This is a genomic window from Mesorhizobium sp. 01N446, assembly GCF_056399285.1.
Genome location: NZ_JBFTRA010000014.1, coordinates 105,379 through 127,332 on the forward strand (window position 1 = coordinate 105,379; position 21,954 = coordinate 127,332).

The window sequence follows — 21,954 nt, forward strand, 5'->3', positions numbered from 1 at the left end:
GCAATATGCTGCGGGCGGCTCGGTGGTATCTGTCGATCTATTAGAACGAGCGCTGGAAGCGGAGGATGCCGCCGAGGCTGCTCTTCTTGGTAGCCTTGGTCCAGTTGTTGAAGTCGGGGTCGCCGAACTTACCGGCATTGAGGTAGTCAACTTCAGCGGTGACCGTGAAGCCGGGCACAAGGGTATAGGCAACGTTGGCGGCGATGCCGAGGTTCTTCCAGTCGTCATAAGAGACCTGGGCGTTGAACGCGGTCTTGTCGTTGAACTTGTAGGTACCGCCGCCCCAGACTGCCCAGCTGCCGCCCCACTGCTTGTAGTAGCCGCGACCCTTGGCGATGGCGGAGTCGTTGAGGTTGTCGTCCGTGCCGTAGCCGGCCATCAAGAACAGCGACAATTCGCTGGTTGCCTTAACGTCAAGGCGAACCTTGCCAGCGACTTCTTCGTAGTTGCTGTCATAAGCGACGACGCCGGTGATCGCACCCCAGTCGGCCTTGTACTTCAAGCCGCCGACGACATGCGGGATGTAGCTGTCGATTGTATTGGCGCCCGCGCCTTCTTCGAGCGAGACAACCCCCGAGAAGCCATTGCCTGCGTCGAAGTTGTACTGAACGACGTTGCTCTCCTGCCCGCCATAAGGAACCAGCGTGTCCTGGATGACGCTACCGGCATAGCCGGTGAACGTATCGAAAGCCGTATCGTCCTTGCCGACGCGCAAGCCGCCAAGCTGAATCCAGGCGTAACGCAGCGAGAGAGCCTTGTTAACCGCCTGCCAATCGGTGCTCGCAGTCTTGGGGCCTGCACCATCAGGATCCGAGTAGTCGCCAGACTTGTTGCCGAAATTGAATCGAGTCTCGGTATAGGTCTTCAAAGTGCCGAGTTCGGTTTCCTGGCCAGTCCACGTCTTCAGCGTGAAGCGCGTGTTCTTGTACCAGGTCGAGTGATCGCCATCGCCCATGCTGTCAGTAACATGGTTGACGCCATCGAAAGAGCCGACATCGCCGGCACCAATGTCATAACGGACATAGCCGCCGATGCGCAGGCAGGTTTCGGTGCCCGGGATGTAGAAGTAGCCGGCGCCGTAGACGTCGCAGATCTTGACGTATTCGGCCGGTTCCGGTTCGGCGACGACGACAGCGTCCGCGGCGCGAGCGCCGGAGACCGCGATCAGGGCCGCGGCTGAGCCGAGAAGGAGGCTCTTGATGTTCATTTTCTGACCTCTCCAGTCATAGTTTTAAATGGCTTCGGATTTGTGGCTGGCGGATATGTTGTCCCGCCTCACCCCCACAACGAAAAGGCGCGCACCGCGTCCCCTTTTCGCGGCGAACATACCCATCAATCTTCCGCCTTCAATGACGGTTTTGGAAATAACAGCGATTCCTCGAACAGTTTTATGCTGTGTTGCACAAATAACACTCGAGACGGCACAATCGGCACAACGTCACAAAATAAATACATATCTTGGAAATTTCCCGACTAACTATATTTTCAAGGCTCTATATTTCGAAAGATTCGCTGAAACCGGTAATATAACTCTGATTTTTCGAAGATATCCTTACTATTTTCGCGGAAATGACAGTTGCAGCTCATCCTCTTTTGAGAGTACGCCAATGCTGCGACGATGCCCGCGCAGCCGATCGGCTTTGCCGGGGCAAGCCAAACTCGCCTGGGCCGCATCGATGATTGCGTGATGGAGCAGACCGGGCACGGAAAACAGAATCGGCCGCAAGAAAATCAGAAATCCTTCAGAAAGCGCTCGGGATTTCTGGCCGCAAAGACGCCAAAAGTCCCGGGGTCGGCCGATGTGGTCGACACAGCCCGCTGAACAATTCGGCCGGCTCGTTTCCTGAGGCATGTCGACCGATCGGGCAGTCCGGCGACCTCTCATAGACGCTGCCCGTTGAGAGGACTTGAGATGACTTCCTTGTTGAGCCTGGTGCGAAGGCACCAGCTGACCGCCTTCTTTTCATTGACGATTGGCCTTACCTGGCTGGCCTTCATTCCGTTCTACCAGTCGCATGGTGACAGCATTCCCTGGTTCACGTTCGGTCCGATGGTCTCCGGCTTTATCGTCGCGGCTGTCTCCGGCGGCTGGAGTTCGGTCAAGGCCATTCTCAGCGCGATGGTGAGGTGGCGGGTTCGTCCGATATGGTACCTGGTGGCGTTCGGCCTGCCGTTCGCAACGCAATTGGCCTCTATCCTGATCAATCCGCTGTTTGGCACCGCGGCACCGGCCTGGAGCAACATCCCGGCTCTCTCCGAGATGCTGCCGATCATCGCGCTCTATGCCGTCTTCAGCGGCCCGCTCGGCGAAGAGCCGGGGTGGCGCGGTTTTGCGACGCCACGTCTGCTTGCCAGTCAGCCGGCACTCACCGGCAGCCTGATTCTCGGCGTGATCTGGGCCATCTGGCATTTTCCGCTCGGCCTTGTCGGCGACCTCAGCTTGTACAGCACCCTGAACGTCGTACTGGCGGGCGTCGTGTTCACCTGGCTCTATCAGAACACCGGCAGCGTGCTTCTCGCCATCATCATGCACGTCACGCACCAGAACAGCGTCCGCTTCCTGGGCAAGGTGTTCACCGGCGGTGACTATGTGCAGCAGCAGTGGATCGCCGTGGCGATCTGGGCAATCATCGCGGTCGCCATCGTCGTCTATTACGGAGCGGAGAACTTCGCCCGGCGGCGGATGGCTGCGCTCGCCGCCTGAGCCATGTGCTGGATTCGCCGATCACGCCCGATGCTTGTGATCGGCGAGCACCAAAACGGTGAACTATCCTAGTGGGGAAACTCCAGCCCCATCTCGCGATAGCGCTCGGGATCGTCGCCCCAGTTCTCGCGCACCTTGACGAACAGGAACAGGTGCACCTTCTGCTCGAGGATACCCGCGATCTCCATGCGCGCCGCCTGGCCGATGGCGCGAATGGTCTCGCCCTTGTGCCCGAGCACGATCTTCTTCTGGCTGTCGCGCTCGACATAGATGGTCTGGTCGATACGCACCGAGCCGTCCGGCTTCTCTTCCCATTTCTCGGTCTCGATATGCGAGGAATAGGGCAGTTCCTGATGCAGCCGCAGATAGAGTTTTTCGCGGGTGATCTCGGCCGCCAGTTGGCGCATCGGCAGGTCGGAAATCTGATCTTCCGGATAGTACCAGGGGCCGGCCGGCAGCGCCTGCGCCAGATATTCGAGCAAGTCCTTGCAGCCGGAACCGGTCAGTGCGGAAACCATGAAGGTGCGCTTGAACGGCACTCTTTCATTGGCTGCCGCGGACAGGGCCAGAAGCGTCTCGTGCTTGACCCGATCGACCTTGTTGAGGATCAGCGCCATCGGCTGGCGCACATCCTTCAGCCGTTCGAGGATGGCATCGGCATCACCCCTTATGCCACGCTCGGCATCGATCAGCAGCAAAACGATATCGGCATCCTTGGCGCCGCCCCACGCGGTGGTAACCATCGCGGTGTCGAGGCGCCGCTTGGGCTTGAAGATGCCCGGCGTGTCGACGAAGACGATCTGCGCATTGTCATGTGTGGCGATGCCGCGCACGATGGCGCGCGTCGTCTGCACCTTATGGGTGACGATCGACACCTTGGCGCCGACCAATTGGTTGACCAGCGTCGACTTGCCAGCGTTCGGCGCGCCGATCAGCGCGACGAAGCCGGAATGCGTGGCGGGGGTTTCTGCAGTTTCAATATCGGTCATGCCGCGTTCCATACACCTTCGCGCAGCAGAAGGGCAGCCGCGGCTGCCTGCTCCGCTTCACGTTTGGAACGGCCGCTGCCGGTCGCCGGCTGAAATGCGCCAACCTTGACGCTGACGGTGAACAACGGATCGTGGTCCGGCCCCTCGCGGCTGTCGATCTGGTAGGCCGGAACGGCACTCGCCGCCTGATGCGCCCATTCCTGCAATTCGGTCTTGGCGTCGCGGCGCGCCGCGCCGGAAGCCTGCGAACGCGGCTGCCAATATTTGTGGATGAAGGCGCGCGCCGCCTCCAGCCCACCGTCGAGATAGAGCACGGCGATCAGCGATTCCAACGCGTCGGCGCGCAGATTGACGCGCTTGCGCCCTTCCAGCCCTCGCACATCCGATCCGGCGCGGATCAGGTCCGGCAGCCCGATATGTTCGGCGATCTCGGAAAGCGCCTCGGCATTGACCAGCGCATTGAGCCGCAGCGACAATTCGCCTTCGGCCGCATCGGGAAACGCGGCCAGCAGCATGTCGGCAACGACCAGGCCGAGAACCCGGTCGCCGAGAAATTCGAAACGTTCGTAGTCGGTGCCGGCATTGGCGCCGCGGGCGCTGGCATGGGTGAGCGCACGCTGCAGGCGCTGGCGGTCTGCAAAGGCATGGCCCGTGCGTTCCACAAGCGCTTCGGCGAGCGCGTCGGCGGTCAGCCGTTTTGCCGCTGCCATCCCTAGTTGACGAAATGGAACAGGCGCGAAACGCGCATCAGCGACGGCCATTTCCAGATTTCGAGGGGGCTTGCCTTGCCGGCGATCGAGAAGAAGACAAGGTTGGCGCGGCCAACCAGGTTCTCTGCGGGAACATAGCCGACGGTGAACCGGCTGTCGGCGGAATTGTCCCGGTTGTCGCCCATCATGAAATAGTGGCCGGGCGGCACGTCGAATTCACGCGTGTTGTCGCCGATCGAATTTGGATTGAGGTCGAGCGTGTCGTAGCTGACGCCGTTGGGCAGCGTTTCGCGATAGACGTCGATCGGCTGAGGCATTTCGGTGATGTCGGGATTGTCGATCTGGCCGGTCTTGACGCGCGGCACGCCGACGCCGTTGATGAAGAGCTGGCCGTTCTTCATCTGGATCTTGTCGCCGGGAAGGCCGACCACGCGCTTGATGTAGTCAACGGACGGATCCGGCGGGAACTTGAACACCACGACGTCGCCGCGCTTGGGCTCGGAGCCCCAGATGCGGCCCGAGAAGAGGTCAGGTCCGAAAGGCAGCGAATAGCGCGAATAGCCGTAGGACCATTTGGTGACGAACAGATAGTCGCCTTCCAGAAGCGTCGGCCGCATCGATCCCGACGGGATCGAAAAGGGCTGGAACAACAGCGTGCGGATGACCAGGGCGAGCAAAAGCGCCTGGACGATGACGCTGACGGTTTCGCCAAGCCCGCCGGATTTCTTCTGGGATTTTTCAGCCACGCTCATGTCGTCCTCGATTGTGCGTTGGATGGTATAGAGTCTCGGCGCGCGCTGGGCAACGTCAATGCCGGTCGTCAGATGCAATCAATGTGGCGCTTCTTCGACGGGTAACGCCTCGATGATCACAAAGGCTTGAGCAAGCGGAAAATCATCCGTGATAGTGAGGTGGATCGCCGCCCGATGCCCTGGGGGCAGGATATTTTGCAGTCTAATCAGCGCACCGCCGGTCAGCGCCATGGTCGGCGCGCCGCTGGGCAAGTTGACGACGCCCATGTCGCGCCAGAAGACACCTTGCGCCAGACCGGTGCCCAGCGCCTTGGCGCAGGCCTCCTTGGCGGCGAAGCGCTTGGCGTAGGAAGCGGCGCGGGCACGGCGGTTCTCCGAACGCGCCTGTTCGAGCTCGGTGTAGATTCTCTCAACGAAACGCCGGCCATGACGCTCCAACGATTTCTCGATGCGCCTGATGTCGATCAGATCGCTGCCGATGCCGATGATCATCGTGCGGCGGAACCGATGCTTGGACCCGGATGGGCCGACTTCTCGCGACGGCTTGCGCGCTCGGCCAGCCGCTTGCGCCTCTGCTCGCGGAAAACATTCATGCCCCAGCGCGTGATACCGTAGAACAGGAGACCGAACACCAGCCCGAGCGGCACCGCGCCGATCAGCATGGGCTCCAACACCGGATGCCAAAGTTTCGCGAAGGAAAGCGTGTGCAGCATCTCGCCCAGATGCGCCGGCGGACCATGTGCCGGCAGGCGATCGTGCAGGATGAGCTTGCCGGTTTCCCAGGATGCGCCCCACAGAATGGGAAAGGTCAGCGGATTGCCGAAGAAAACAGCGCCCAGTGCCGCCGCCACCAGATTGCCGGCGATCACCCAGCACAGAACGGCGGCGATGATGAAATGGAAGCCAACAGGAAAGAACGAAGCGAAGACACCAGCCGCGACCCCGGCGGCCACCGCATGCGGCGTGGCCTTCAGACGCAGGATGCGTTTCGAGAAATACTGAAGCGAGCGCGAAAACGAACGGCGCGGCCACAGATAGGTGCGCACCCGTTCGAAAAGGCCATCAGGCTTGCGACGTCGAAAAAGCACTCTGTTCCCGTTCCACGGCTCTCGCGCCGGCAATATCTGCCGAATGTGAGATGTATCATCTTGCGCTAAACGATCGCCCGATGGCAATCGCAACGTTGATATAGCGACGCACTTCCGGAAGAACAACCGAACACCGTCTGTGCGGCGCCTACATGTTGCCGTCCTTTCGGCATAGGCAGTCCTCGGTTCGAACATTGGACAATCGCGGCGAATTTATGGAGCCGGCAGTTGCTTCGCCGAAGGGCACGGCCTTGCTGACGGCTAAGGCCGGTATTCGCTGACCTCGACCAAATTGTCGTCCGGGTCGCGGAAATAGACAGACATCATTAGGCCCCGCGCCCCAATGCGTTCGACCGGTCCCAGCTCGAGCACAACGCCATTGGCGTCGAGACGGGCACGGATTTCGTCGAGCGGCCGTTCGGTGATCAGGCAGAAATCGCCTGACCCTGGCGTCGGCACCTTCGCCTTCGGCTCAAAAGTGCGGCGGACTTCGTGGACATTGATCTTCTGGTTGCCAAAAGCCAGCGCCGTCGGTCGGCCCGGCGTATCGATGCGCTCAAAGCCCAGCACGCGCTGGTAAAAGGCGCAGGTCGCTTCGAGCGACGCCACCGTCAGCACGAAATGATCGATACCGACGATCATCTCGCCCTCCTCGCTAGATATTGCGACTGCCGGGCTTGATCGCCGGTATCGCGGCAAGCTCCGGCGGCAGCCGATCCGGCGGATAGGCCGGAACCTCGTATTCGGCGAGCGCGATCAGCGGTACGCCGACATGGGTCTTGCCGGCTGAGCGATCGATGATGCAGGCGGCCGCCACCACCTCGGCGCCAAGCTCGCGCAGGCATTCAATGGTTTCGCGGATCGACAGGCCGGTGGTGACGATGTCCTCGACGATAACGACGCGCGCGCCCCTGGCGATCTCGAAGCGGCGCAGGCGGAACTCGCCCCCTTCCCGCTCGACCCAGATCGCCGGCACGCCGAGATGGCGCGAGGTCTCGTAAGCCGGGATCAGGCCGCCGATCGCCGGGCCGACGACATAGTCGATTTTTCCCGGCACCGCGGCGCGGATCTTCTCGGCCAGCGCCTTGCACAGGCGTTCGGTCTTGTCGGCATGCATGAACACCCGTGCCTTCTGCAGGAAGACCGGGCTGCGCAGGCCGGACGTCAGGATGAAATGCCCCTCCAGAACAGCACCCGCCTCGCGGAAAATGCCCAGCACTTCATCGGTCTTCATCTGCGTCCCTTTTTTGATTGACCATGATCTTGTCCGAAAACCGGTTCCCACTTTTCGGGATCATGATCTAGCCATTGACGCGCCGTGCGTCGCTGACGCTCGAATTGTCCTTGAGCTGCGACAGCAGCCGGTTGAGATGCTTCAGATCCCAGACTTCGAGATCGATCAGCATTTCGGTGAAGTCGGGCGCCGTGCGCACCATCGACAGCGTATGGATGTTGGCGTCGTTGGACGCTACGACCTGGGCAATGTCGGCGAGCGACCCCGGCGCGTTGATGGCGGTAACCGAGACACGCGCCGGAAAGCGCTCCTTGGTGCGCTCGTCAATGTCCCAGCGCACGTCGATCCAGCGCTCGGGCTGGTCGTCGAAGGCCTGCAGCGCCGGCGACTGGATCGGATAGATGGTGATGCCGGTGCCCGGCTGGACGATGCCGACGATGCGGTCGCCAGGCACAGCACCTTCCGGCGCGAAGCGCACCGGCAGGTCGCCGCGCACGCCGCGGATCGGCACGGCGCCGTCGCGCGGCTGGTCCTTGTCCTTGCGCGCGGCACGTCCTGGAATCTGGAACAGCATGCCGGCGGCATTGCGGATCTTCGACCAGCCTTCCTCGCGCTGCTTGGGCGCTGCCGGCGTGACACGCTCGTCCTTGTAGTCGGGGAAGACCGCCTTCATGACGTCGGTGGAGGCCAGTTCGCCACGGCCGACCGACGCCAGCACGTCCTCTATGTCCTTGCGCGCCAGCCGGTGCAGCACCGGTTTCAGGCTTTCCTTGGTGAAGGTCTTGCCGGCCCGTTCGAAGGCGCGTTCGAGAATACGTGCGCCGAGACCCGAATACTGCTTGCGGATGGCGTTCTTGGTGGCACGGCGGATGGCGGCGCGCGCCTTGCCGGTGACGACGACCGATTCCCACGCCGCCGGCGGCACTTGCGCCTTGGAGCGGATGATCTCGACCTCGTCGCCGTTCTTCAACTCCGTCATCAGCGGCATGATGCGGCCATTGACCTTGGCGCCGACGCAGGTGTCGCCGACATCGGTGTGCACCGCATAGGCGAAATCGATGGGTGTGGCGCCGCGCGGCAAGGCGATCAGCATGCCCTTCGGCGTGAAGCAAAACACCTGGTCCTGGAACAGTTCCAGCTTGGTGTTTTCGAGGAAATCCTCGGGATTGTCACCTTCGGCGAGCTGCTCGATGGTACGCCGCAGCCAGGCATAGGCATTGGTCTCCTTCGAGATCGCATGGGCCGCGCCATTCGTCTTGCCGCCCGTGTCCTTGTAGATCGAGTGCGCCGCGACGCCGTATTCGGCGATCTTGTTCATCTCGCGGGTGCGGATCTGCAGCTCGACGCGCTGGCGCGAGGGGCCGACGATGGTGGTGTGGATCGAGCGGTAGTCGTTCTGCTTCGGCGTCGAGATGTAGTCCTTGAAACGGCCGGGCACCATCGACCATGTGGTGTGGATGGCGCCGAGCGCGCGATAGCAGTCCTCGACCGTATCGACGACGACGCGGAAGCCGAAAATGTCGGACAGTTGCTCGAATGACAGCGCCTTGGCCTCCATCTTACGGAACACCGACCAGGGCTTCTTCTGGCGGCTCTTCACGCCGGCGTTGATGGCATGCTTTTCAAACAGCGCCGACAGCGCCTTTTCAATGTCGGTCAGCACGCCCTTGTTGCGCTCGAATATCTCGGCGAGCCGCGCGGTGACGGCGCGGTAGGCTTCCGGATTGATGTAGCGGAAGGCGATTTCCTCCAGCTCCTCGCGCATGCCTTGCATGCCCATGCGCCCGGCCAGCGGCGCATAGATATCCATCGTCTCCTCGGCGATGCGCAGGCGCTTGGCCTCCGGCATGTGGTCGAGGGTGCGCATGTTGTGCAGGCGGTCGGCGAGCTTGACCAGCAGCACGCGAACATCTTCCGAGATCGCCAGCAGCAGCTTGCGCAGGTTTTCCGCCTGCTCGGCCTTCTTGGAGACGAGATCGAGCTTCTTCAGCTTGGTCAGGCCCTCGACCAGCTTGCCCATTTCTGGGCCGAACAAATCATCGATCTCGGCCCGCGTCGCCGTGGTGTCCTCGATGGTGTCGTGCAGCAAAGCGACAGCGATCGTCGCCTCGTCCATATGCATTTCGGTGAGGATGGCGGCGACTTCGAGCGGATGCGAGAAATAGGGATCGCCGGAAGCGCGCTTCTGGTGGCCATGCTTCTGCATGGCATAAACATAGGCTTTGTTGAGCAACGCCTCGTTGACGTCAGGCTTGTAGCGCTGGACGCGCTCGACAAGCTCATACTGACGCATCATGGGCGGAATCTCTCAGCGATGAAATGAATCATGCGCCGCACTGCTGTACGGCGCATGTCATAGATAGCCACGAAACTGCCGGGACGGAAGTGCCGGAAACGTGTTCCGGGCAGGTCCAGAAAACTCTCTTAGTAGTCGTCGCTCTTTTCCGGCGGCACCAGACCTTCGATGCCGGCCAGAAGATCTTCTTCGGTCATGCGATCGAAGGTGATGTTGTCCTCGGCATCGTCGGTTTCGGCGGCCGCGACAGCGCCACCGGTCTGATCGGCGATCACCTCGCCATCGGCCTCGGGCTCGTCGACCTCGACATGCTTCTGCAGCGAATGGATCAGATCTTCCTTGAGGTCGTCGGGCGACAGCGTCTCGTCGGCGATCTCGCGCAGTGCGATGACCGGGTTCTTGTCATTGTCGCGAGGAACGGTGATCTGCGCGCCCTGGCTGATCTGGCGAGCACGGTGGCCGGCCAAAAGCACCAGCTCGAAGCGGTTGTCGACCTTGTCGATGCAATCTTCAACGGTTACGCGGGCCATGGACTGCCCCTTTCATGCCTGGATTTGATGGAAAACAGGCGCGGTCCATAACCCGAACGCCGCCAAAATACAAGCATCATGCCAAAAGTCGGCACTGCAGGACAGGCGATCCTGCGGTCGAACACCCGATTGAAGCAAAACGCCGTCGCGTCCATGGCGTCCTATGCGGCGATCACAATTGCTTGCATTGCTCCATCACGCCTTGGATTGCCACCAAACTGGCGCTATCTCGGATGGACAGGTCAGCCGGTTTATTATGAGCCTGACCGATAGTCGCTACCGCATTTCGTTTAGACGGCCGCATTTTTCGAAAAGGAATATTTTCCATGTTCGACCCTCGTGAAAAAATCGCCCTGTTCATCGACGGCGCCAATCTCTACGCCACCTCGCGCGCGCTTGGCTTCGACATCGACTATCGCAAGCTCTTGTCGAGTTTCCAGAAGCGCGGCTATCTCTTGCGCGCCTATTATTACACGGCGCTGGTCGAGGATCAGGAATACTCCTCGATCCGCCCGCTGATCGACTGGCTCGACTATAACGGCTTCAAGGTGGTGACCAAGCCGGCCAAGGAGTTCACCGACTCGACCGGCCGCCGCAAGATCAAGGGCAATATGGACATCGAACTGACGGTCGATGCGCTGGAACTCGCCGATGTCGTCGACCACTATGTCATCTTTTCCGGCGACGGCGACTTCCGCACCCTGGTCGAGGCGCTGCAGCGGCGCGGTCGCAAGGTGTCGATCGTCTCGACCATGGCCTCGCAGCCGCCGATGATCTCGGACGATCTGCGCCGCCAGGCCGATCATTTCATCGACCTGACGACGCTGAAGAACGAAGTCGGCCGCGATCCGTCGGAGCGGCCCGTGCGCCGGCCCGAACCGGCTGAAGTCGACGAGGACGACTACTGAGGCCGGTAACCTTGACCGCCCTCCCCACTTCCGAACCAAGCCGCAACTGCCCGCTCTGCCCGCGGCTGCATGATTTTATTGCTGAGTGGCGGCAGCGCGAACCGTCCTGGTTCAACGCGCCGGTGCCGACCTTCCTGCCGCCGCAGGGCGAGGACGCCGTCCAGCTTCTGATCGTCGGGCTGGCGCCCGGACTGCGTGGCGCCAACCGCACCGGCCGCCCCTTCACCGGCGACTATGCCGGCGACCTGCTCTACTCGACGCTGATCGCGCACGGCTTCGCGCGCGGTGAGTTCAAGGCGCGGCCCGATGACGGGCTGGAGCTTGTCGGCACCGCGATCACCAACGCGGTGCGCTGCGTGCCACCGGAGAACAAGCCCGTCGGCGCCGAAATCTCGACCTGCCGGACATTCCTGGTGCCGACGATCGCCCGCTTCCCAAACCTGCGCGCCGTGCTGGCACTGGGGTCGATCGCCCACCAGTCGACGGTGCGCGCGCTGGGCGGGCGCGTCGCCGCCTATCCGTTCAAGCATGGCGGGCAACTGCCGGCCGGCGGCATCACGCTGTTTTCCAGCTATCACTGCTCGCGCTACAACACCAACACCGGTGTCTTGACGGAAGAAATGTTCGTCAACGTGTTCGGCGAGATCGCGGCGTTCCTGCGGAAATAACGCCAGTCAGAACCCTTCCAGCACGATCTTGCCCTTGGCCTTGCCGGTCTCGATCAGCGCATGGGCGCGCTTCAGATTGGCGGCATTGATCCGACCGAAGGTTTCGCCCAACGTGGTGCGGATGGTGCCGGCGTCGACAAGGCGCGACAACTCGTTCAGATACTCGCCCTGTGCGGCCATGTCCTGCGTCTCGAACAGCGAGCGGGTGAACATCAGCTCCCAATGGACCGAAACGCTCTTGCGCTTGAAAGGATTGATGTCGAGCGTCTGGGGATCGTCGATCAAGCCGAACCGGCCTTGCGGTGCGATCAATTCGGCGATCTCGGCCAGATGCTTGTCAGTGTTGGTTGTCGAGAAGACGAAGGCTGGCGCGCCGATGCCGAGTGCCGTGACCTCGCTGCTGAGCGGCTTGGAATGATCGATGACATGATGGGCGCCAAGCCCAACCACCCAGTCGCGTGTTTCCGACCTCGATGCGGTGGCAATCACCGTCAGATCGGTCAGTTGGCGCGCAAACTGGACCGCGATCGAGCCGACGCCCCCGGCGCCGCCGATGATCAGGATGGCATTCGCGGCACCCGTGACAGGCTTCCTCGCGTCAAGACGGTCGAACAGCGCCTCAAAGGCGGTGATCGCCGTCAGCGGCAACGCGGCTGCCTGCACATAGTCGAGCGAGCCGGGCTTGCGGCCGACGAGGCGCTCATCGACGAGGTGAAACTCGGCATTGGTGCCTTGCGGCGCGAGCGCTCCGGAATAGAAGACGTCGTCCCCAGCCTTGAACAGGCGGGCATCCGGCCCCGCTGCAGCGACCCGGCCGGCTGCGTCCCAACCAAGCACCCGCCAGCTCCCGGCTTCGGGTTTGGCACTTCGCCTTATCTTGGTGTCAACCGGATTGACCGAGATCGCCTTTATCTCGACCAGCAGTTGACGGCCTTTCGGCTCCGGCTTGGGCAGGTCGATGTCGACGAGGGAGGCCTCATCGGTGATGGGAGCTGGGATTTGATAGCCGACGGCGCGCATTTCGATCTCCGCGATTGCTGTTGAGCTTTGTCTGGGGCAGAGATGCGGATTATGTGCGCGAAGCGCAAGAATGCACATATAAAGCACATAGTGTCGAAAAGGATACCGTCATGCCGCGCATTCGCCATGAACGCTTCGATTGCAGCCCCGGCTGCACCGTGGAGGGAACGCTGCGCTATATCGACGGAAAGTGGAAAGGCGTCGTGCTCTACCATCTGTTCGAGGGGACGTTGCGCTTCAACGAGATCCGCCGGCGCATTCCGAACTGCACGCAGCGCATGCTGACCAACCAGCTGCGCGAACTCGAAGCCGATGGACTGATTGCCCGCAAGATCTATCCGGAAGTGCCGCCAAAGGTGGAATACAGCCTGACGCCGCGCGGCAGAAGCCTGGAACCGGTGATCACCGCCCTGAAACAGTGGGGCGATGCGAATGTGACGCTGGCGCCAGAGGTGTCCCAGGCCGCGGCTTGAGGCAGCGGCAAGACACGCAGCCGGGGGTAGTTTGGCGAAACTGCCAACAGCCGGATCGTCAATATTTGCAACGGCATAGCCCGATTTGTGAAGAAACAGATTCGGACGTCCAGCCGACCGCTTCGGCCGGACAGCCTCAATGCGCTGATGCAAGCAGCGCCGTCAATTTCTCCGGCCCGCCCTGCAAAACGTTGAGGTCGACGTCACCCACAATACCGTCCACGCGCCCCCTGTTGTGGTACTGCCAATAGACCCAGTCGTGGCGGTCCGGTTCCACCAGCAGCGAACGGAGCCAGAGCGGGCGAGTAGCGATCTGTCCGGCATAGGCTGCCTCCGCCTCATCGGTCAGGTAGACGATCGCCGTCTTGCCGAACGCCGCTTCGACGGGTCCGAGGAAAGCCTGGAGCTCGGCATTCAACTGTTCGGGCGACGGACGCTGCGGACAGTTGCCGCCGAACTCGACATCGACGACCGGCGGCAGCAGGGGCTGATCGTGCGGGACGACCGAGATGAAATTCTTCGCCTGGTCGGCGCCGGGCCGGCAGAAGGTGAAGAAATGATAGGCGCCGACGGCGATGCCGGCCGCGCGGGCCTCACGCAGATTGGCGGCAAAGGCTTTGTCGACATGATCGCCGCCTTCGGTCGCCTTGATGACGGCGAAGGCGACATCGTCAGCGGCAACGCGCCGCCAGTCGATCTGGCCCTGATGATGGGAGACGTCGATGCCTCTGACCGGATATTTGCCACGGTCGGGAGAATAGGTGTGGAAGTAGAAGAAGCCACCGGCCACGACCAGCGCTGCAAAAACCAGGCAGACCGATCCCCACAGGATGATCCGGTTTTTCAAGGTGGTCCCCTCTGGTATTTGCAGGCTCGGCTGTACGAAACCTGAAGCCAACAGCAGGCTTTTCTAGGGCAATCGCCCTTCTCAGCCGCGTTCCTTCAACAGCCGGCCCTTCTCGCGCGACCAGTCGCGCTGCTTCTCGGTTTCGCGCTTGTCGTGCAGCTTCTTGCCGCGGCCGACGGCGAGCAAGAGCTTGGCGCGGCCCTGGTCGTTGAAATAGATTTTCAGCGGCACCAGGGTCATGCCTTCGCGGTCGACGCTCTGCGACAGCTTGGCCATCTCGCGCTTGTTGAGCAGCAGTTTGCGGCGCCGCCTGGGTTCGTGGTTGAAGCGGTTGGCCTGCAGATATTCGGGCAGATAGGAATTGATCAGCCAGATCTCGCCGCCTTCGACCGAGGCATAGCTGTCCTGGATATTGGCCTGGCCCTGGCGCAGCGACTTGACCTCGGTGCCGGTCAGCACCAGGCCGGCCTCGATCGTGTCGAGCACCTCATAGGAAAACCGCGCCTTGCGGTTTTCCGCAACGGTCTTGTTGTTGGGATCGGCTTTTCTGACTTGATTCATGATGTGGAGAGGTGGCGCCTCATCCTCAATTAATCAAGCCGGCGTGCTTCATGGCCGCATCGATCTTCGCCGCGGTCGCTTCCTCGACCGTGACAAGCGGCGACCGAAGCACGTTCTCGACCTTGCCCAGCTTCGACAGCGCGTATTTGGCGCCGGACACGCCAGGCTCGAGGAAGATCGCCTTGTGCAAGGGCAAGAGACGGTCCTGCAATTCCAGCGCCTTGGCGCTGTCGCCGGACAGCGTCGCCTCCTGGAATTCGGCGCAGAGCCGCGGCGCGACATTCGAGGTCACCGAGATGCAGCCGACGCCGCCATGGGCGTTGAAGCCGAGCGCCGAGGCATCCTCGCCGGAAAGCTGGATGAAATCCTTGCCGCAGGTCATGCGCTGCTCGGACACACGCTCGACCTTGCCGGTTGCGTCCTTGACGCCGACGATGTTCTTGAAGTCGTGCGCCAGCCGGCCCATCGTCTCCGGCATCATGTCGATCACCGAGCGCGGCGGGATGTTGTAGATGATGATCGGCAGCTTCGTCGCCCTGGCGACGGCGGCGAAATGCTCGTAGAGGCCGCGCTGCGTCGGCTTGTTGTAATAGGGCGTGACGACCAGGGCGGCATCGGCGCCGGCCTTTTCGGCATATTGCACGAGGCCGACGGCTTCGGCGGTGTTGTTGGAGCCGGCACCGGCGACGACCGGAGCGCGGCCCTTGGCCACCTCGATGCAGACCTTGACGACATGGCGATGCTCATCATGCGATAGGGTCGGCGACTCGCCGGTGGTGCCCACCGGAACCAAGCCCGTCGTGCCTTCTCCGAGTTGCCATTCGACGAATGCGCGAAAGGCTTTCTCGTCGAAACGCCCGCTCTTTTCGAACGGTGTCACGAGCGCAGTAAGCGAGCCTCTCAGCATGTCGTCCAACTCCTTGGGACTTCCTTGTTTATGCATGCCGTCATCCCAAAACCGGTATCCACTTTTGGGCGACATGCATCTTTGGTCTATGCATGCCGTTGTCCCAAAACCGGTATCCACTTTGGGCGACATGCATCGGTGTTTTGTCGTGCGCGCCTTCTAACCGAAAGCGAAGCGGCGCACCATAGTCTCGACATGGTTGCGCGGCAAGCATTGCCATGGTGCCAGCGAGCGCAATTCGAACGGCCTCAATAACTCTTTGTTTACGAGCCCTTCACGACCTAAGTTTAGGCTTCGAGGCATCTTCGCCTGCTGGTAGAATGCTGGACTAGGGAAAGACACGAGATCATGCCGACCCGTCGGCCCCACCTCTTCGCGCTGCTTGGAGCCGTCGCCGCGCTGATGCCCGGCGTGGCGATCAGCGGCAGCGTGGATGCGCGGGTCACCTCGGCGATCCCAATCCAGAGCCCGCAACATAGTGGGCAGCAGGCCCCCTCACCCAGCGTCGCGCTCCTGAAAAGCGGGCTCCACGCACTGGCCGCCGGCGATATTCCCGGGGCCCGTGGCGTGCGCGATGCGCTTCCCGCTCAATCGCTCGACCAGCATATACTAGCCTGGGCGATCGCGCTTTACGGTGGCGACAAGGTTCCGAGCGGCGACATCGCCGCCGCCGCGAAGATGCTGCCCAACTGGCCGGGCACAATTGCCTTGCGCAAGAACAGCGAGCGGGCGCTCTACCGGGAGAACCCCGCTCCCGACATCGTCATTGCGGCATTCGACGGCAGCCAGCCGCAAACATTCGAAGGCGTCATGGTTCTCGCCCGCGCCTATGTGGCGACGGGCAACGTCAAGGCGGCGCGCTCGGTGCTGTCGCCGTTCTGGCGCACCACCATCCTGGAAGCCAAGGACGAGACGGCGCTGATCAAGGAATTCGGCAGTCTGATCCCTGCCGCCGACCACCGTTTTCGCATGGATCGCATGTTCTATGCCGACCGGGTGAATTCCGCGCTGCGCATTGCCGGCCTTGCCGGCGCCCAGCAGTTTGCCGAGGCCTGGGCCGCGGCCGACAGAGGCGACAAGAATGCGCTGAAACTGCTGAAGGCGGTCCCGGCGGCCCAGCGTTCTGCCGGCTACTTCTTCGCGCAGGCCGAATATATGCGCAAGCAGGATGACTTTGCCGGCGCCGCGGCCGTCGTCATGAAGGCGCCGACGGACCGCGAGGCTCTGGTCGATCCGGATGCCTGGTGGGTCGAGCGCCGGGTCCTGTCGCGCGAACTGGTCGACGAGGGCGACATGAAGACGGCGTACAAGATTGTCGCTACGCATGCCGCCGAAAGCGCTGCCAATGCTGCCGAAGCCGAGTTCCATGCAGGCTGGTATGCGCTGCGCGGCCTGAATGATCCCAAGCTTGCCGCGACGCATTTTGCGCGCATCGCCGACCTTGCCCAGGGGCCGATGACCCTGTCGCGCGCCTATTACTGGCTTGGCCGGGCGGCGGAAGTCGGCGGCCCGGGCAATGCCAAGGACTATTTTGGGCGCGCCGCCACTTACGGCACGACTTTCTACGGCCAGCTCGCCGCCGAACGTGTCGGAAGGCAGGCGCTCAACATCGTCTATCCCACGCCAAGTGCCGCCGACCGGCAGACTTTTGCCGGCCGCGAGGCTGTCAGCGCCATCAAGCGGCTGCAGGAGGCAGGCTATGACCGCTATGCCGAAACGCTCTATCGCGACCTCGCCGGGCAGCTGACCAGCCCAGGCGAACTGGCGCTGCTCGCCATCCTTGCCGAAAAGCAGGACAATCATTTCATGGCGCTGAAGGTCGGCAAGATCGCCGGCGCGCGCGGCATCGATGTCGGCGCACTGTCGCACCCGCTCGGCGTCATCCCTGATTCGGCCAATATTTCCGGCTCGGGCAAGGCGCTGGCCTATGCAATTGCCCGCCAGGAGAGCGAATTCAACATCGGCGCCGTATCCAGCGCCGGCGCGCGCGGGCTGCTTCAGTTGATGCCGGGAACCGCCAAGCAACTGGCGAAGAAGGCCGGACTGCAGTTTTCTCAAGCGCGCCTGACCACCGACGCAGGCTACAATGCCACGCTCGGTTCGGCCTTCCTTGGCGAGCAGCTCGACCGCTTCAACGGCTCCTATGTGCTGACCTTTGCCGGCTACAATGCCGGACCCAACCGGGCCAGCCAGTGGGTGGCGAAATACGGCGACCCGCGTGGCAAGGACATCGATGCGGTGGTCGACTGGATCGAACGAATTCCCTACACGGAAACAAGAAGTTACGTACAGCGTGTGATGGAGAATTACGAAGTCTACAAGATGCGTATTTTCGGCAAATACGACATCGTCGGCGACCTGGTGAACGGGCGCAGTTGAGGCCTTTCTGTCCCTCTCCGCTTGTCGGAGAAGGTGTCGCCAAGGCGACGGATGGGGCCATGGAACACCAGCGCCTCTCTCCGTCCCCCACCTCTCATCCGTCTCGGCGCGGCGCGCCGATCCTCTGCCTTGGACAAGTCACGCGCCTCGCCCGCCCTTCAGCCCCCACAAGGGAGTACGAAAGGCCTTCATTTGACGCTCCCCGCCCTCGCCTGTAGCAGTCAGGCAAGCAGCGGAAGGAATCGTGTCCAGATGTCGAACACCGAAGGCTTTTCCGATTTCTTCTACGCCGCGCCAGATGGGCTGAGACTTCATGCGCGCGTCTATGGCGATGCTAATTCCGGACACTGGCCGGTCGTCTGCCTGCCCGGACTGACCCGCAACGCGCGGGATTTTCATGAGCTGGCGCTCTGTCTTTCGACACGATCCCCGGCATCACGCAAGGTGGTCGCCTTCGACTATCGCGGACGCGGCCGGTCAGCCTACGATCCCGATGTCAGCCACTACAATGTCGGCGTCGAGGCCGGCGATGTCCTTGCCGGGCTGACCGCACTCGGTATGGAGGAGGCCGCTTTCATCGGCACTTCGCGTGGCGGGCTGATCATCCATGTGCTTGGCGCGCTGCGGCCGGCCGTGCTGAAAGCCATTGTTCTCAACGACATAGGGCCGGCGATCGAAACGGCCGGCCTCGCCCACATCCAGTCCTATCTCGAACGCGCCCCGACGCCGAAAACCTTCACCGAGGCCGTGGATGCCCAGCGCAGCGTTCACGGCAAGGATTTTCCCAAGCTCACCGACGCTGACTGGATGCGGATGGTGGGAGCGCTCTACCGCGAGACGGATCAGGGGCTGTTGCCGGATTTTGATCCGAAACTGGTCGACACGGTCGCCAGCCTCGACCTGTCACAACCCTTGCCGGCGTTGTGGCCGCAGTTCGAGGCACTGGCGGGCATTCCCTTGCTCACTATCCGCGGCGCCAATTCCAGGCTCCTGTCGCCTGAAACGCTGGAGCAGATGCGCCAGCGCCGTCCGATGATGGAAACGATCACCGTCGAGGGCCAGGGCCACGCGCCATTCCTCGAAACGGGCAGCTTGCCTGGGTCAATTGGTGCGTTTCTCGACAGGGCAGAACAGCAGAGTTGCTCAGAGTAAACTTCACGGCGTTCGTCACTCGAAAAGCCGGGCATTGGCTTCTTGCCTGCCTGGCGGACTGCCCTCCCTACGGAGATGAGAAGAAAGCAGCTGGCGGCAACGCCGGTGCCCTCTTTGCATCGCCAACAATTGGCGATGAATCGACGATGAGCTCGGCCAATGCCGAGCTGAACAAGGGGCTGGCCGCCACCCCTCAACTCGTCCTGTAACGCCGATTGCACGACCGGCGATAAGAGCGCCCCTCTCCCCAACACCAATACGAGGAGAGGACGCCGCCAGGCAAGAGCGCCGGCTCACGGGCCAATTGGCAAGCCCGGCCTGGAGCTTAGTTTGCCTTGGAGCCCTTCCCGGGCGCCTTTACCGCTTCACTCTTCGGCTTGCGCGGCGGCTTCGGGGCCGAAGGCGTGGTCAGCGGCGACGAAAATGCGGAGCTTTCGACGCCGCTGACCGCCCCACAACTCCGAGGCGTCTCGAGCACGGTGACACAGCCGTCGAGATCATTGGTGGCCAGATGCGCGTAGCGCATGGTCATCGACAAGGTCTGATGGCCAAGCCACATCTGCACGCGCCTGATGTCTATGCCGCCCTGGACAAGACGTGAAGCACAGGTGTGGCGCAATATGTGCGGTACCACCTGATCGTCGGCGCCAAGACCGACTTCAGCCTTCGCCTCGTTCCAGATGGCACGATATTGCGCCTGGCTGAGCTTGGTGAACGGCCCCTTGGGCCGGCGGCCCTCGGTGGGGGGCAGCTTGATGACTTCCTTGACCCGCTCCGTCATCGGAATCGTGCGGCTGCGGCCGGATTTGGTGATCCAGAACGAGACGCGATGTTCCTGGATGTCGTTCCAGATCAGTCCGAGCGCCTCGCCGAGACGGCATCCAGTGTCGACCAGGAAGACGGAAAGCCTGTAGGCATCCTCGCTGCGGCTTCTGATGGCAGCGAACAGCCTTGCCTCTTCCTCCCTCTCGAGGAAGCGAATCCGTCCCGCCCGCTCCTTCTGGCGGCGGAACTCGGGCAGGCTGTGGATATCTCCCATCTTGTAAGCCTTGCGCAGCAGTTTGCTAAGGGCAGCCATCTTTCGATTGATGGTTGCGTTGCTGTTGCCGCGCTGGCGCAATGTGCCGATAAGGTTGTCAAGGGCACTCTGGTCAAAGGCGCTGAAACGCTCCCCAAGGAGGATTTCGTCTATTTCGCCGATGAAAGAGCTGACATTGTATTTATGTCGCCCATCATCCCACAGTATGTCTCGATAGGCTGAAAAAAGCTCTCCGACTCGGTACGACTTTACTTCTCTTATCTTGTTGTAAGTGTACTTAATCTTTGAATTCTGAGAAGAAAACATCGAAAACGGATCCGGGGGGCTACCCTCTTGAATCGCTTCGTTGGTCATAATTCATCACACCCCCGAGTGGATAGATCAGCCCTATCCGCTTGGAAGCGTCCTTTCAAGAGATTTAATCACGCGGTTGTGATCTCATCCGCCCATCTGTGCGAATCCCACGAAATCACTCTGCGGACTTGTTCAGCTACCGATTCCCCCTCTTCCTTCGTTTGCGTTGACCCAGTCACGAAACAAAAACAGCCCGGGCGTTTGTGCGCCCGGGCTGGATTTCACCTGTAAGGAACCAGCCCTTAGAAGGAGCGCTGGAAGCGGAGGATACCGCCGATGCCGTCATCCTTGACAGCGCGGAAATCGCCCGACGACTTGTTGAAATAGTCGACTTCGGCCGTGACCGTGAAGCCCGGAACGACGTCATAAGCGATATTGGCAGCCAGACCGAAAGTCTTGCCGTCGTCGTACGACGCCTGGACGTTGAACGAGGTCTTCTCGTTGAACTTGTAGGTGCCACCGCCCCAAACAGCCCAGCTTCCGTCCCAGTTCTTGTAGTAGTTGTGACCGGTATTCGGGTCACCGACGTCCGACTTGTTGCCATAGCCGGCCATGATCCACAGCGCCAGCTCGTTGGTCGCATTCACGTCCAAACGAACCTTGCCCGAGACAGCTTCGTAGTTGCTGTCGTAAGCAACGACGCCGGAAATGCTACCCCAGCCTTGCGTCCACTTCACGCCACCGACGACATGCGGAACATAGCTGTCGATCGTGTAGGCGCCATCACCCTCTTCGAGCGAGACCACGGCCGAGAAACCGTTACCAGCATCGAAGTAATACTGAATGACGTTGGTGTCGAAGCGACCGTAAGGAACGAGCGTATCGTCGATCACATTACCAGCGTAACCGGTGAACGTGTTGAAGGCCGATTCGTCCTTACCGACGCGCAGGCCACCGAGCTGGATCCAGGCGAAGTTCAGCGAGATGCCGCTGTTGCGAGCCTGCCAGTTGGTCGGCGTGTAACCGTCGACATAGGGTGCAACCTGGTCAGTATAGTCACCGCTGCTGTTGCCGAAGTTGAAGCGGGTCTCGGTGTAGGTCTTCAACGTGCCGAGCTCGGTTTCCTGGCCGGTCCAGGTCTTCAGCGTGAAGCGAGCCTGCTTCCAGTACGTGTCGTTCGTGCCGCCAACATCGAGATGATCCGGAACGTTCTGCACGCCTTCGCGATCACCCACGCCGATGTCGTAACGGACATAGCCGCCGATGCGCAGGCAGGTTTCGGTGCCGGGGATGTAGAAGTAGCCAGCGCCGTAGACGTCGCAGATCTTGACGTATTCAGCGGGTTCCGGCTCGGCGACGACGACGGCGTCGGCGGCGCGCGCACCGGAAACTGCGATCAGGGC

The 21,954-nt window shown here is 61.6% G+C and carries 24 protein-coding genes; 8 read left to right on the forward strand and 16 right to left on the reverse strand.

Annotated features, from left to right (window positions below):
- Positions 1–40 precede the first annotated feature (40 nt).
- Positions 41–1,207: a porin gene (locus tag AC1DPX_RS32890; protein ID WP_477242032.1), complete on the reverse strand. Its 1,167-nt coding sequence runs from the start codon at positions 1,205–1,207 to the stop codon at positions 41–43.
- A gap of 411 nt (positions 1,208–1,618) precedes the next feature.
- On the opposite strand from AC1DPX_RS32890, the gene AC1DPX_RS32895 reads away from it, so the two are divergent.
- Both AC1DPX_RS32895 and AC1DPX_RS32900 read left to right on the forward strand, forming a co-directional pair.
- Positions 1,619–1,822, forward strand: coding sequence for a hypothetical protein (locus AC1DPX_RS32895; protein WP_477242034.1), 204 nt, complete (start codon positions 1,619–1,621; stop codon positions 1,820–1,822).
- Positions 1,823–1,912: 90 nt separating this feature from the next.
- Positions 1,913–2,704 (forward strand): CPBP family intramembrane glutamic endopeptidase, encoded by a 792-nt coding sequence (locus tag AC1DPX_RS32900; RefSeq protein ID WP_477242036.1) that lies wholly within the window; start codon positions 1,913–1,915, stop codon positions 2,702–2,704.
- A 68-nt stretch (positions 2,705–2,772) separates the two neighbouring features.
- On the opposite strand, the gene era is transcribed toward AC1DPX_RS32900, so the two are convergent.
- The 9 genes from era to rpoZ form a co-directional block, all read right to left on the reverse strand.
- The gene (gene era / locus AC1DPX_RS32905) at positions 2,773–3,705 is read right to left on the reverse strand and encodes a GTPase Era (RefSeq protein ID WP_202355111.1); all 933 of its coding nucleotides are present in this window, start codon (positions 3,703–3,705) and stop codon (positions 2,773–2,775) included.
- The gene (rnc, locus tag AC1DPX_RS32910; protein WP_202355112.1) at positions 3,690–4,403 is read right to left on the reverse strand and encodes a ribonuclease III; all 714 of its coding nucleotides are present in this window, start codon (positions 4,401–4,403) and stop codon (positions 3,690–3,692) included. The genes era and rnc overlap by 16 nt, the downstream gene beginning before the upstream one ends.
- Before the next feature lie 2 nt (positions 4,404–4,405).
- Complete coding sequence (gene lepB, locus AC1DPX_RS32915) at positions 4,406–5,155, reverse strand: signal peptidase I (protein WP_010915103.1); 750 nt, start codon at positions 5,153–5,155, stop codon at positions 4,406–4,408.
- Positions 5,156–5,233: 78 nt separating this feature from the next.
- Positions 5,234–5,647 (reverse strand): holo-ACP synthase, encoded by a 414-nt coding sequence (gene acpS, locus AC1DPX_RS32920; RefSeq protein ID WP_202355113.1) that lies wholly within the window; start codon positions 5,645–5,647, stop codon positions 5,234–5,236.
- Positions 5,644–6,243, reverse strand: a complete 600-nt coding sequence (locus AC1DPX_RS32925) for a DUF2062 domain-containing protein (RefSeq protein WP_477242038.1) — start codon at positions 6,241–6,243, stop codon at positions 5,644–5,646. The genes acpS and AC1DPX_RS32925 overlap by 4 nt, the downstream gene beginning before the upstream one ends.
- A 261-nt stretch (positions 6,244–6,504) precedes the next feature.
- Entirely contained in the window at positions 6,505–6,885 is a 381-nt protein-coding gene (locus AC1DPX_RS32930; RefSeq protein WP_477242040.1) for a VOC family protein, read from the reverse strand.
- Between the two features lie 13 nt (positions 6,886–6,898).
- On the reverse strand, positions 6,899–7,477 hold the full coding sequence (gene pyrE, locus AC1DPX_RS32935) for an orotate phosphoribosyltransferase (RefSeq protein WP_202355116.1): 579 nt from the start codon (positions 7,475–7,477) through the stop codon (positions 6,899–6,901).
- A 67-nt stretch (positions 7,478–7,544) separates the two neighbouring features.
- Positions 7,545–9,773, reverse strand: coding sequence for a RelA/SpoT family protein (locus tag AC1DPX_RS32940; RefSeq protein WP_477242042.1), 2,229 nt, complete (start codon positions 9,771–9,773; stop codon positions 7,545–7,547).
- 128 nt (positions 9,774–9,901) lie between these two features.
- Positions 9,902–10,303: a DNA-directed RNA polymerase subunit omega gene (gene rpoZ, locus AC1DPX_RS32945; protein WP_056563448.1), complete on the reverse strand. Its 402-nt coding sequence runs from the start codon at positions 10,301–10,303 to the stop codon at positions 9,902–9,904.
- 326 nt (positions 10,304–10,629) lie between these two features.
- Here rpoZ and AC1DPX_RS32950 point away from each other — a divergent pair, with 326 nt between their 5' ends.
- Together AC1DPX_RS32950 and AC1DPX_RS32955 are read left to right on the forward strand one after the other, a co-directional pair.
- Positions 10,630–11,211, forward strand: a complete 582-nt coding sequence (locus tag AC1DPX_RS32950) for a LabA-like NYN domain-containing protein (protein WP_010915096.1) — start codon at positions 10,630–10,632, stop codon at positions 11,209–11,211.
- An 11-nt stretch (positions 11,212–11,222) separates the two neighbouring features.
- The gene (locus tag AC1DPX_RS32955; RefSeq protein WP_202355118.1) at positions 11,223–11,879 is read left to right on the forward strand and encodes a uracil-DNA glycosylase; all 657 of its coding nucleotides are present in this window, start codon (positions 11,223–11,225) and stop codon (positions 11,877–11,879) included.
- 6 nt (positions 11,880–11,885) lie between these two features.
- Here AC1DPX_RS32955 and AC1DPX_RS32960 read toward each other — a convergent pair whose 3' ends face one another.
- Positions 11,886–12,899, reverse strand: coding sequence for a zinc-binding alcohol dehydrogenase family protein (locus AC1DPX_RS32960; protein WP_477242044.1), 1,014 nt, complete (start codon positions 12,897–12,899; stop codon positions 11,886–11,888).
- A gap of 110 nt (positions 12,900–13,009) precedes the next feature.
- Between AC1DPX_RS32960 and AC1DPX_RS32965 the strand changes: the two genes are divergently transcribed.
- A complete protein-coding gene (locus AC1DPX_RS32965; RefSeq protein WP_477242046.1) occupies positions 13,010–13,372 on the forward strand; it encodes a winged helix-turn-helix transcriptional regulator in 363 nt (120 codons plus the stop codon).
- Between the two features lie 136 nt (positions 13,373–13,508).
- Here the strand turns inward: AC1DPX_RS32965 and AC1DPX_RS32970 are convergent, their stop codons facing one another.
- The 3 genes from AC1DPX_RS32970 to dapA all read right to left on the reverse strand — a co-directional run bounded on the left by AC1DPX_RS32970 (position 13,509) and on the right by dapA (position 15,687).
- Positions 13,509–14,219: a glycoside hydrolase family 25 protein gene (locus AC1DPX_RS32970; RefSeq protein ID WP_477242048.1), complete on the reverse strand. Its 711-nt coding sequence runs from the start codon at positions 14,217–14,219 to the stop codon at positions 13,509–13,511.
- 81 nt (positions 14,220–14,300) lie between these two features.
- A complete protein-coding gene (gene smpB, locus AC1DPX_RS32975) occupies positions 14,301–14,780 on the reverse strand; it encodes an SsrA-binding protein SmpB (RefSeq protein WP_006202221.1) in 480 nt (159 codons plus the stop codon).
- Positions 14,781–14,805: 25 nt separating this feature from the next.
- On the reverse strand, positions 14,806–15,687 hold the full coding sequence (dapA, locus tag AC1DPX_RS32980) for a 4-hydroxy-tetrahydrodipicolinate synthase (protein ID WP_096456303.1): 882 nt from the start codon (positions 15,685–15,687) through the stop codon (positions 14,806–14,808).
- A gap of 348 nt (positions 15,688–16,035) precedes the next feature.
- Here dapA and AC1DPX_RS32985 point away from each other — a divergent pair, with 348 nt between their 5' ends.
- The 3 genes from AC1DPX_RS32985 to AC1DPX_RS32995 all read left to right on the forward strand — a co-directional run bounded on the left by AC1DPX_RS32985 (position 16,036) and on the right by AC1DPX_RS32995 (position 19,427).
- Positions 16,036–18,066 carry a lytic transglycosylase domain-containing protein gene (locus AC1DPX_RS32985; RefSeq protein WP_477242050.1) on the forward strand — a complete coding sequence of 677 codons (2,031 nt, stop codon included), beginning with the start codon at positions 16,036–16,038 and terminating at the stop codon, positions 18,064–18,066.
- Positions 18,067–18,318: 252 nt separating this feature from the next.
- Positions 18,319–19,218 carry an alpha/beta fold hydrolase gene (locus AC1DPX_RS32990; RefSeq protein ID WP_477242052.1) on the forward strand — a complete coding sequence of 300 codons (900 nt, stop codon included), beginning with the start codon at positions 18,319–18,321 and terminating at the stop codon, positions 19,216–19,218.
- On the forward strand, positions 19,206–19,427 hold the full coding sequence (locus tag AC1DPX_RS32995) for a hypothetical protein (protein ID WP_477242054.1): 222 nt from the start codon (positions 19,206–19,208) through the stop codon (positions 19,425–19,427). Before AC1DPX_RS32990 ends, AC1DPX_RS32995 begins: the two co-directional genes overlap by 13 nt.
- A 116-nt stretch (positions 19,428–19,543) precedes the next feature.
- On the opposite strand, the gene AC1DPX_RS33000 is transcribed toward AC1DPX_RS32995, so the two are convergent.
- Entirely contained in the window at positions 19,544–20,611 is a 1,068-nt protein-coding gene (locus AC1DPX_RS33000; protein WP_477242056.1) for a tyrosine-type recombinase/integrase, read from the reverse strand.
- Positions 20,612–20,853: 242 nt separating this feature from the next.
- Positions 20,854–21,954, reverse strand: a 1,101-nt coding sequence (locus AC1DPX_RS33005) for a porin (RefSeq protein WP_477242058.1), incomplete at its 5' end; no start/stop codon positions are given.

Excerpts from the sequence above, each read along its gene's own strand:
- AC1DPX_RS32890 (WP_477242032.1), bottom strand. The coding sequence starts at position 1,207 with ATGAACATCAAGAGCCTCCTTCTCGGCTCAGCCGCGGCCCTGATCGCG.
- AC1DPX_RS32895 (WP_477242034.1), top strand. The coding sequence starts at position 1,619 with ATGCCCGCGCAGCCGATCGGCTTTGCCGGGGCAAGCCAAACTCGCCTG.
- AC1DPX_RS32900 (WP_477242036.1), top strand. The coding sequence starts at position 1,913 with ATGACTTCCTTGTTGAGCCTGGTGCGAAGGCACCAGCTGACCGCCTTC.
- era (WP_202355111.1), bottom strand. The coding sequence starts at position 3,705 with ATGGAACGCGGCATGACCGATATTGAAACTGCAGAAACCCCCGCCACG.
- rnc (WP_202355112.1), bottom strand. The coding sequence starts at position 4,403 with ATGGCAGCGGCAAAACGGCTGACCGCCGACGCGCTCGCCGAAGCGCTT.
- lepB (WP_010915103.1), bottom strand. The coding sequence starts at position 5,155 with ATGAGCGTGGCTGAAAAATCCCAGAAGAAATCCGGCGGGCTTGGCGAA.
- acpS (WP_202355113.1), bottom strand. The coding sequence starts at position 5,647 with ATGATCATCGGCATCGGCAGCGATCTGATCGACATCAGGCGCATCGAG.
- AC1DPX_RS32930 (WP_477242040.1), bottom strand. The coding sequence starts at position 6,885 with ATGATCGTCGGTATCGATCATTTCGTGCTGACGGTGGCGTCGCTCGAA.
- pyrE (WP_202355116.1), bottom strand. The coding sequence starts at position 7,477 with ATGAAGACCGATGAAGTGCTGGGCATTTTCCGCGAGGCGGGTGCTGTT.
- AC1DPX_RS32940 (WP_477242042.1), bottom strand. The coding sequence starts at position 9,773 with ATGATGCGTCAGTATGAGCTTGTCGAGCGCGTCCAGCGCTACAAGCCT.
- rpoZ (WP_056563448.1), bottom strand. The coding sequence starts at position 10,303 with ATGGCCCGCGTAACCGTTGAAGATTGCATCGACAAGGTCGACAACCGC.
- AC1DPX_RS32950 (WP_010915096.1), top strand. The coding sequence starts at position 10,630 with ATGTTCGACCCTCGTGAAAAAATCGCCCTGTTCATCGACGGCGCCAAT.
- AC1DPX_RS32960 (WP_477242044.1), bottom strand. The coding sequence starts at position 12,899 with ATGCGCGCCGTCGGCTATCAAATCCCAGCTCCCATCACCGATGAGGCC.
- AC1DPX_RS32965 (WP_477242046.1), top strand. The coding sequence starts at position 13,010 with ATGCCGCGCATTCGCCATGAACGCTTCGATTGCAGCCCCGGCTGCACC.
- smpB (WP_006202221.1), bottom strand. The coding sequence starts at position 14,780 with ATGAATCAAGTCAGAAAAGCCGATCCCAACAACAAGACCGTTGCGGAA.
- dapA (WP_096456303.1), bottom strand. The coding sequence starts at position 15,687 with ATGCTGAGAGGCTCGCTTACTGCGCTCGTGACACCGTTCGAAAAGAGC.
- AC1DPX_RS32985 (WP_477242050.1), top strand. The coding sequence starts at position 16,036 with ATGCCGACCCGTCGGCCCCACCTCTTCGCGCTGCTTGGAGCCGTCGCC.
- AC1DPX_RS32990 (WP_477242052.1), top strand. The coding sequence starts at position 18,319 with ATGTCGAACACCGAAGGCTTTTCCGATTTCTTCTACGCCGCGCCAGAT.
- AC1DPX_RS33000 (WP_477242056.1), bottom strand. The coding sequence starts at position 20,611 with ATGACCAACGAAGCGATTCAAGAGGGTAGCCCCCCGGATCCGTTTTCG.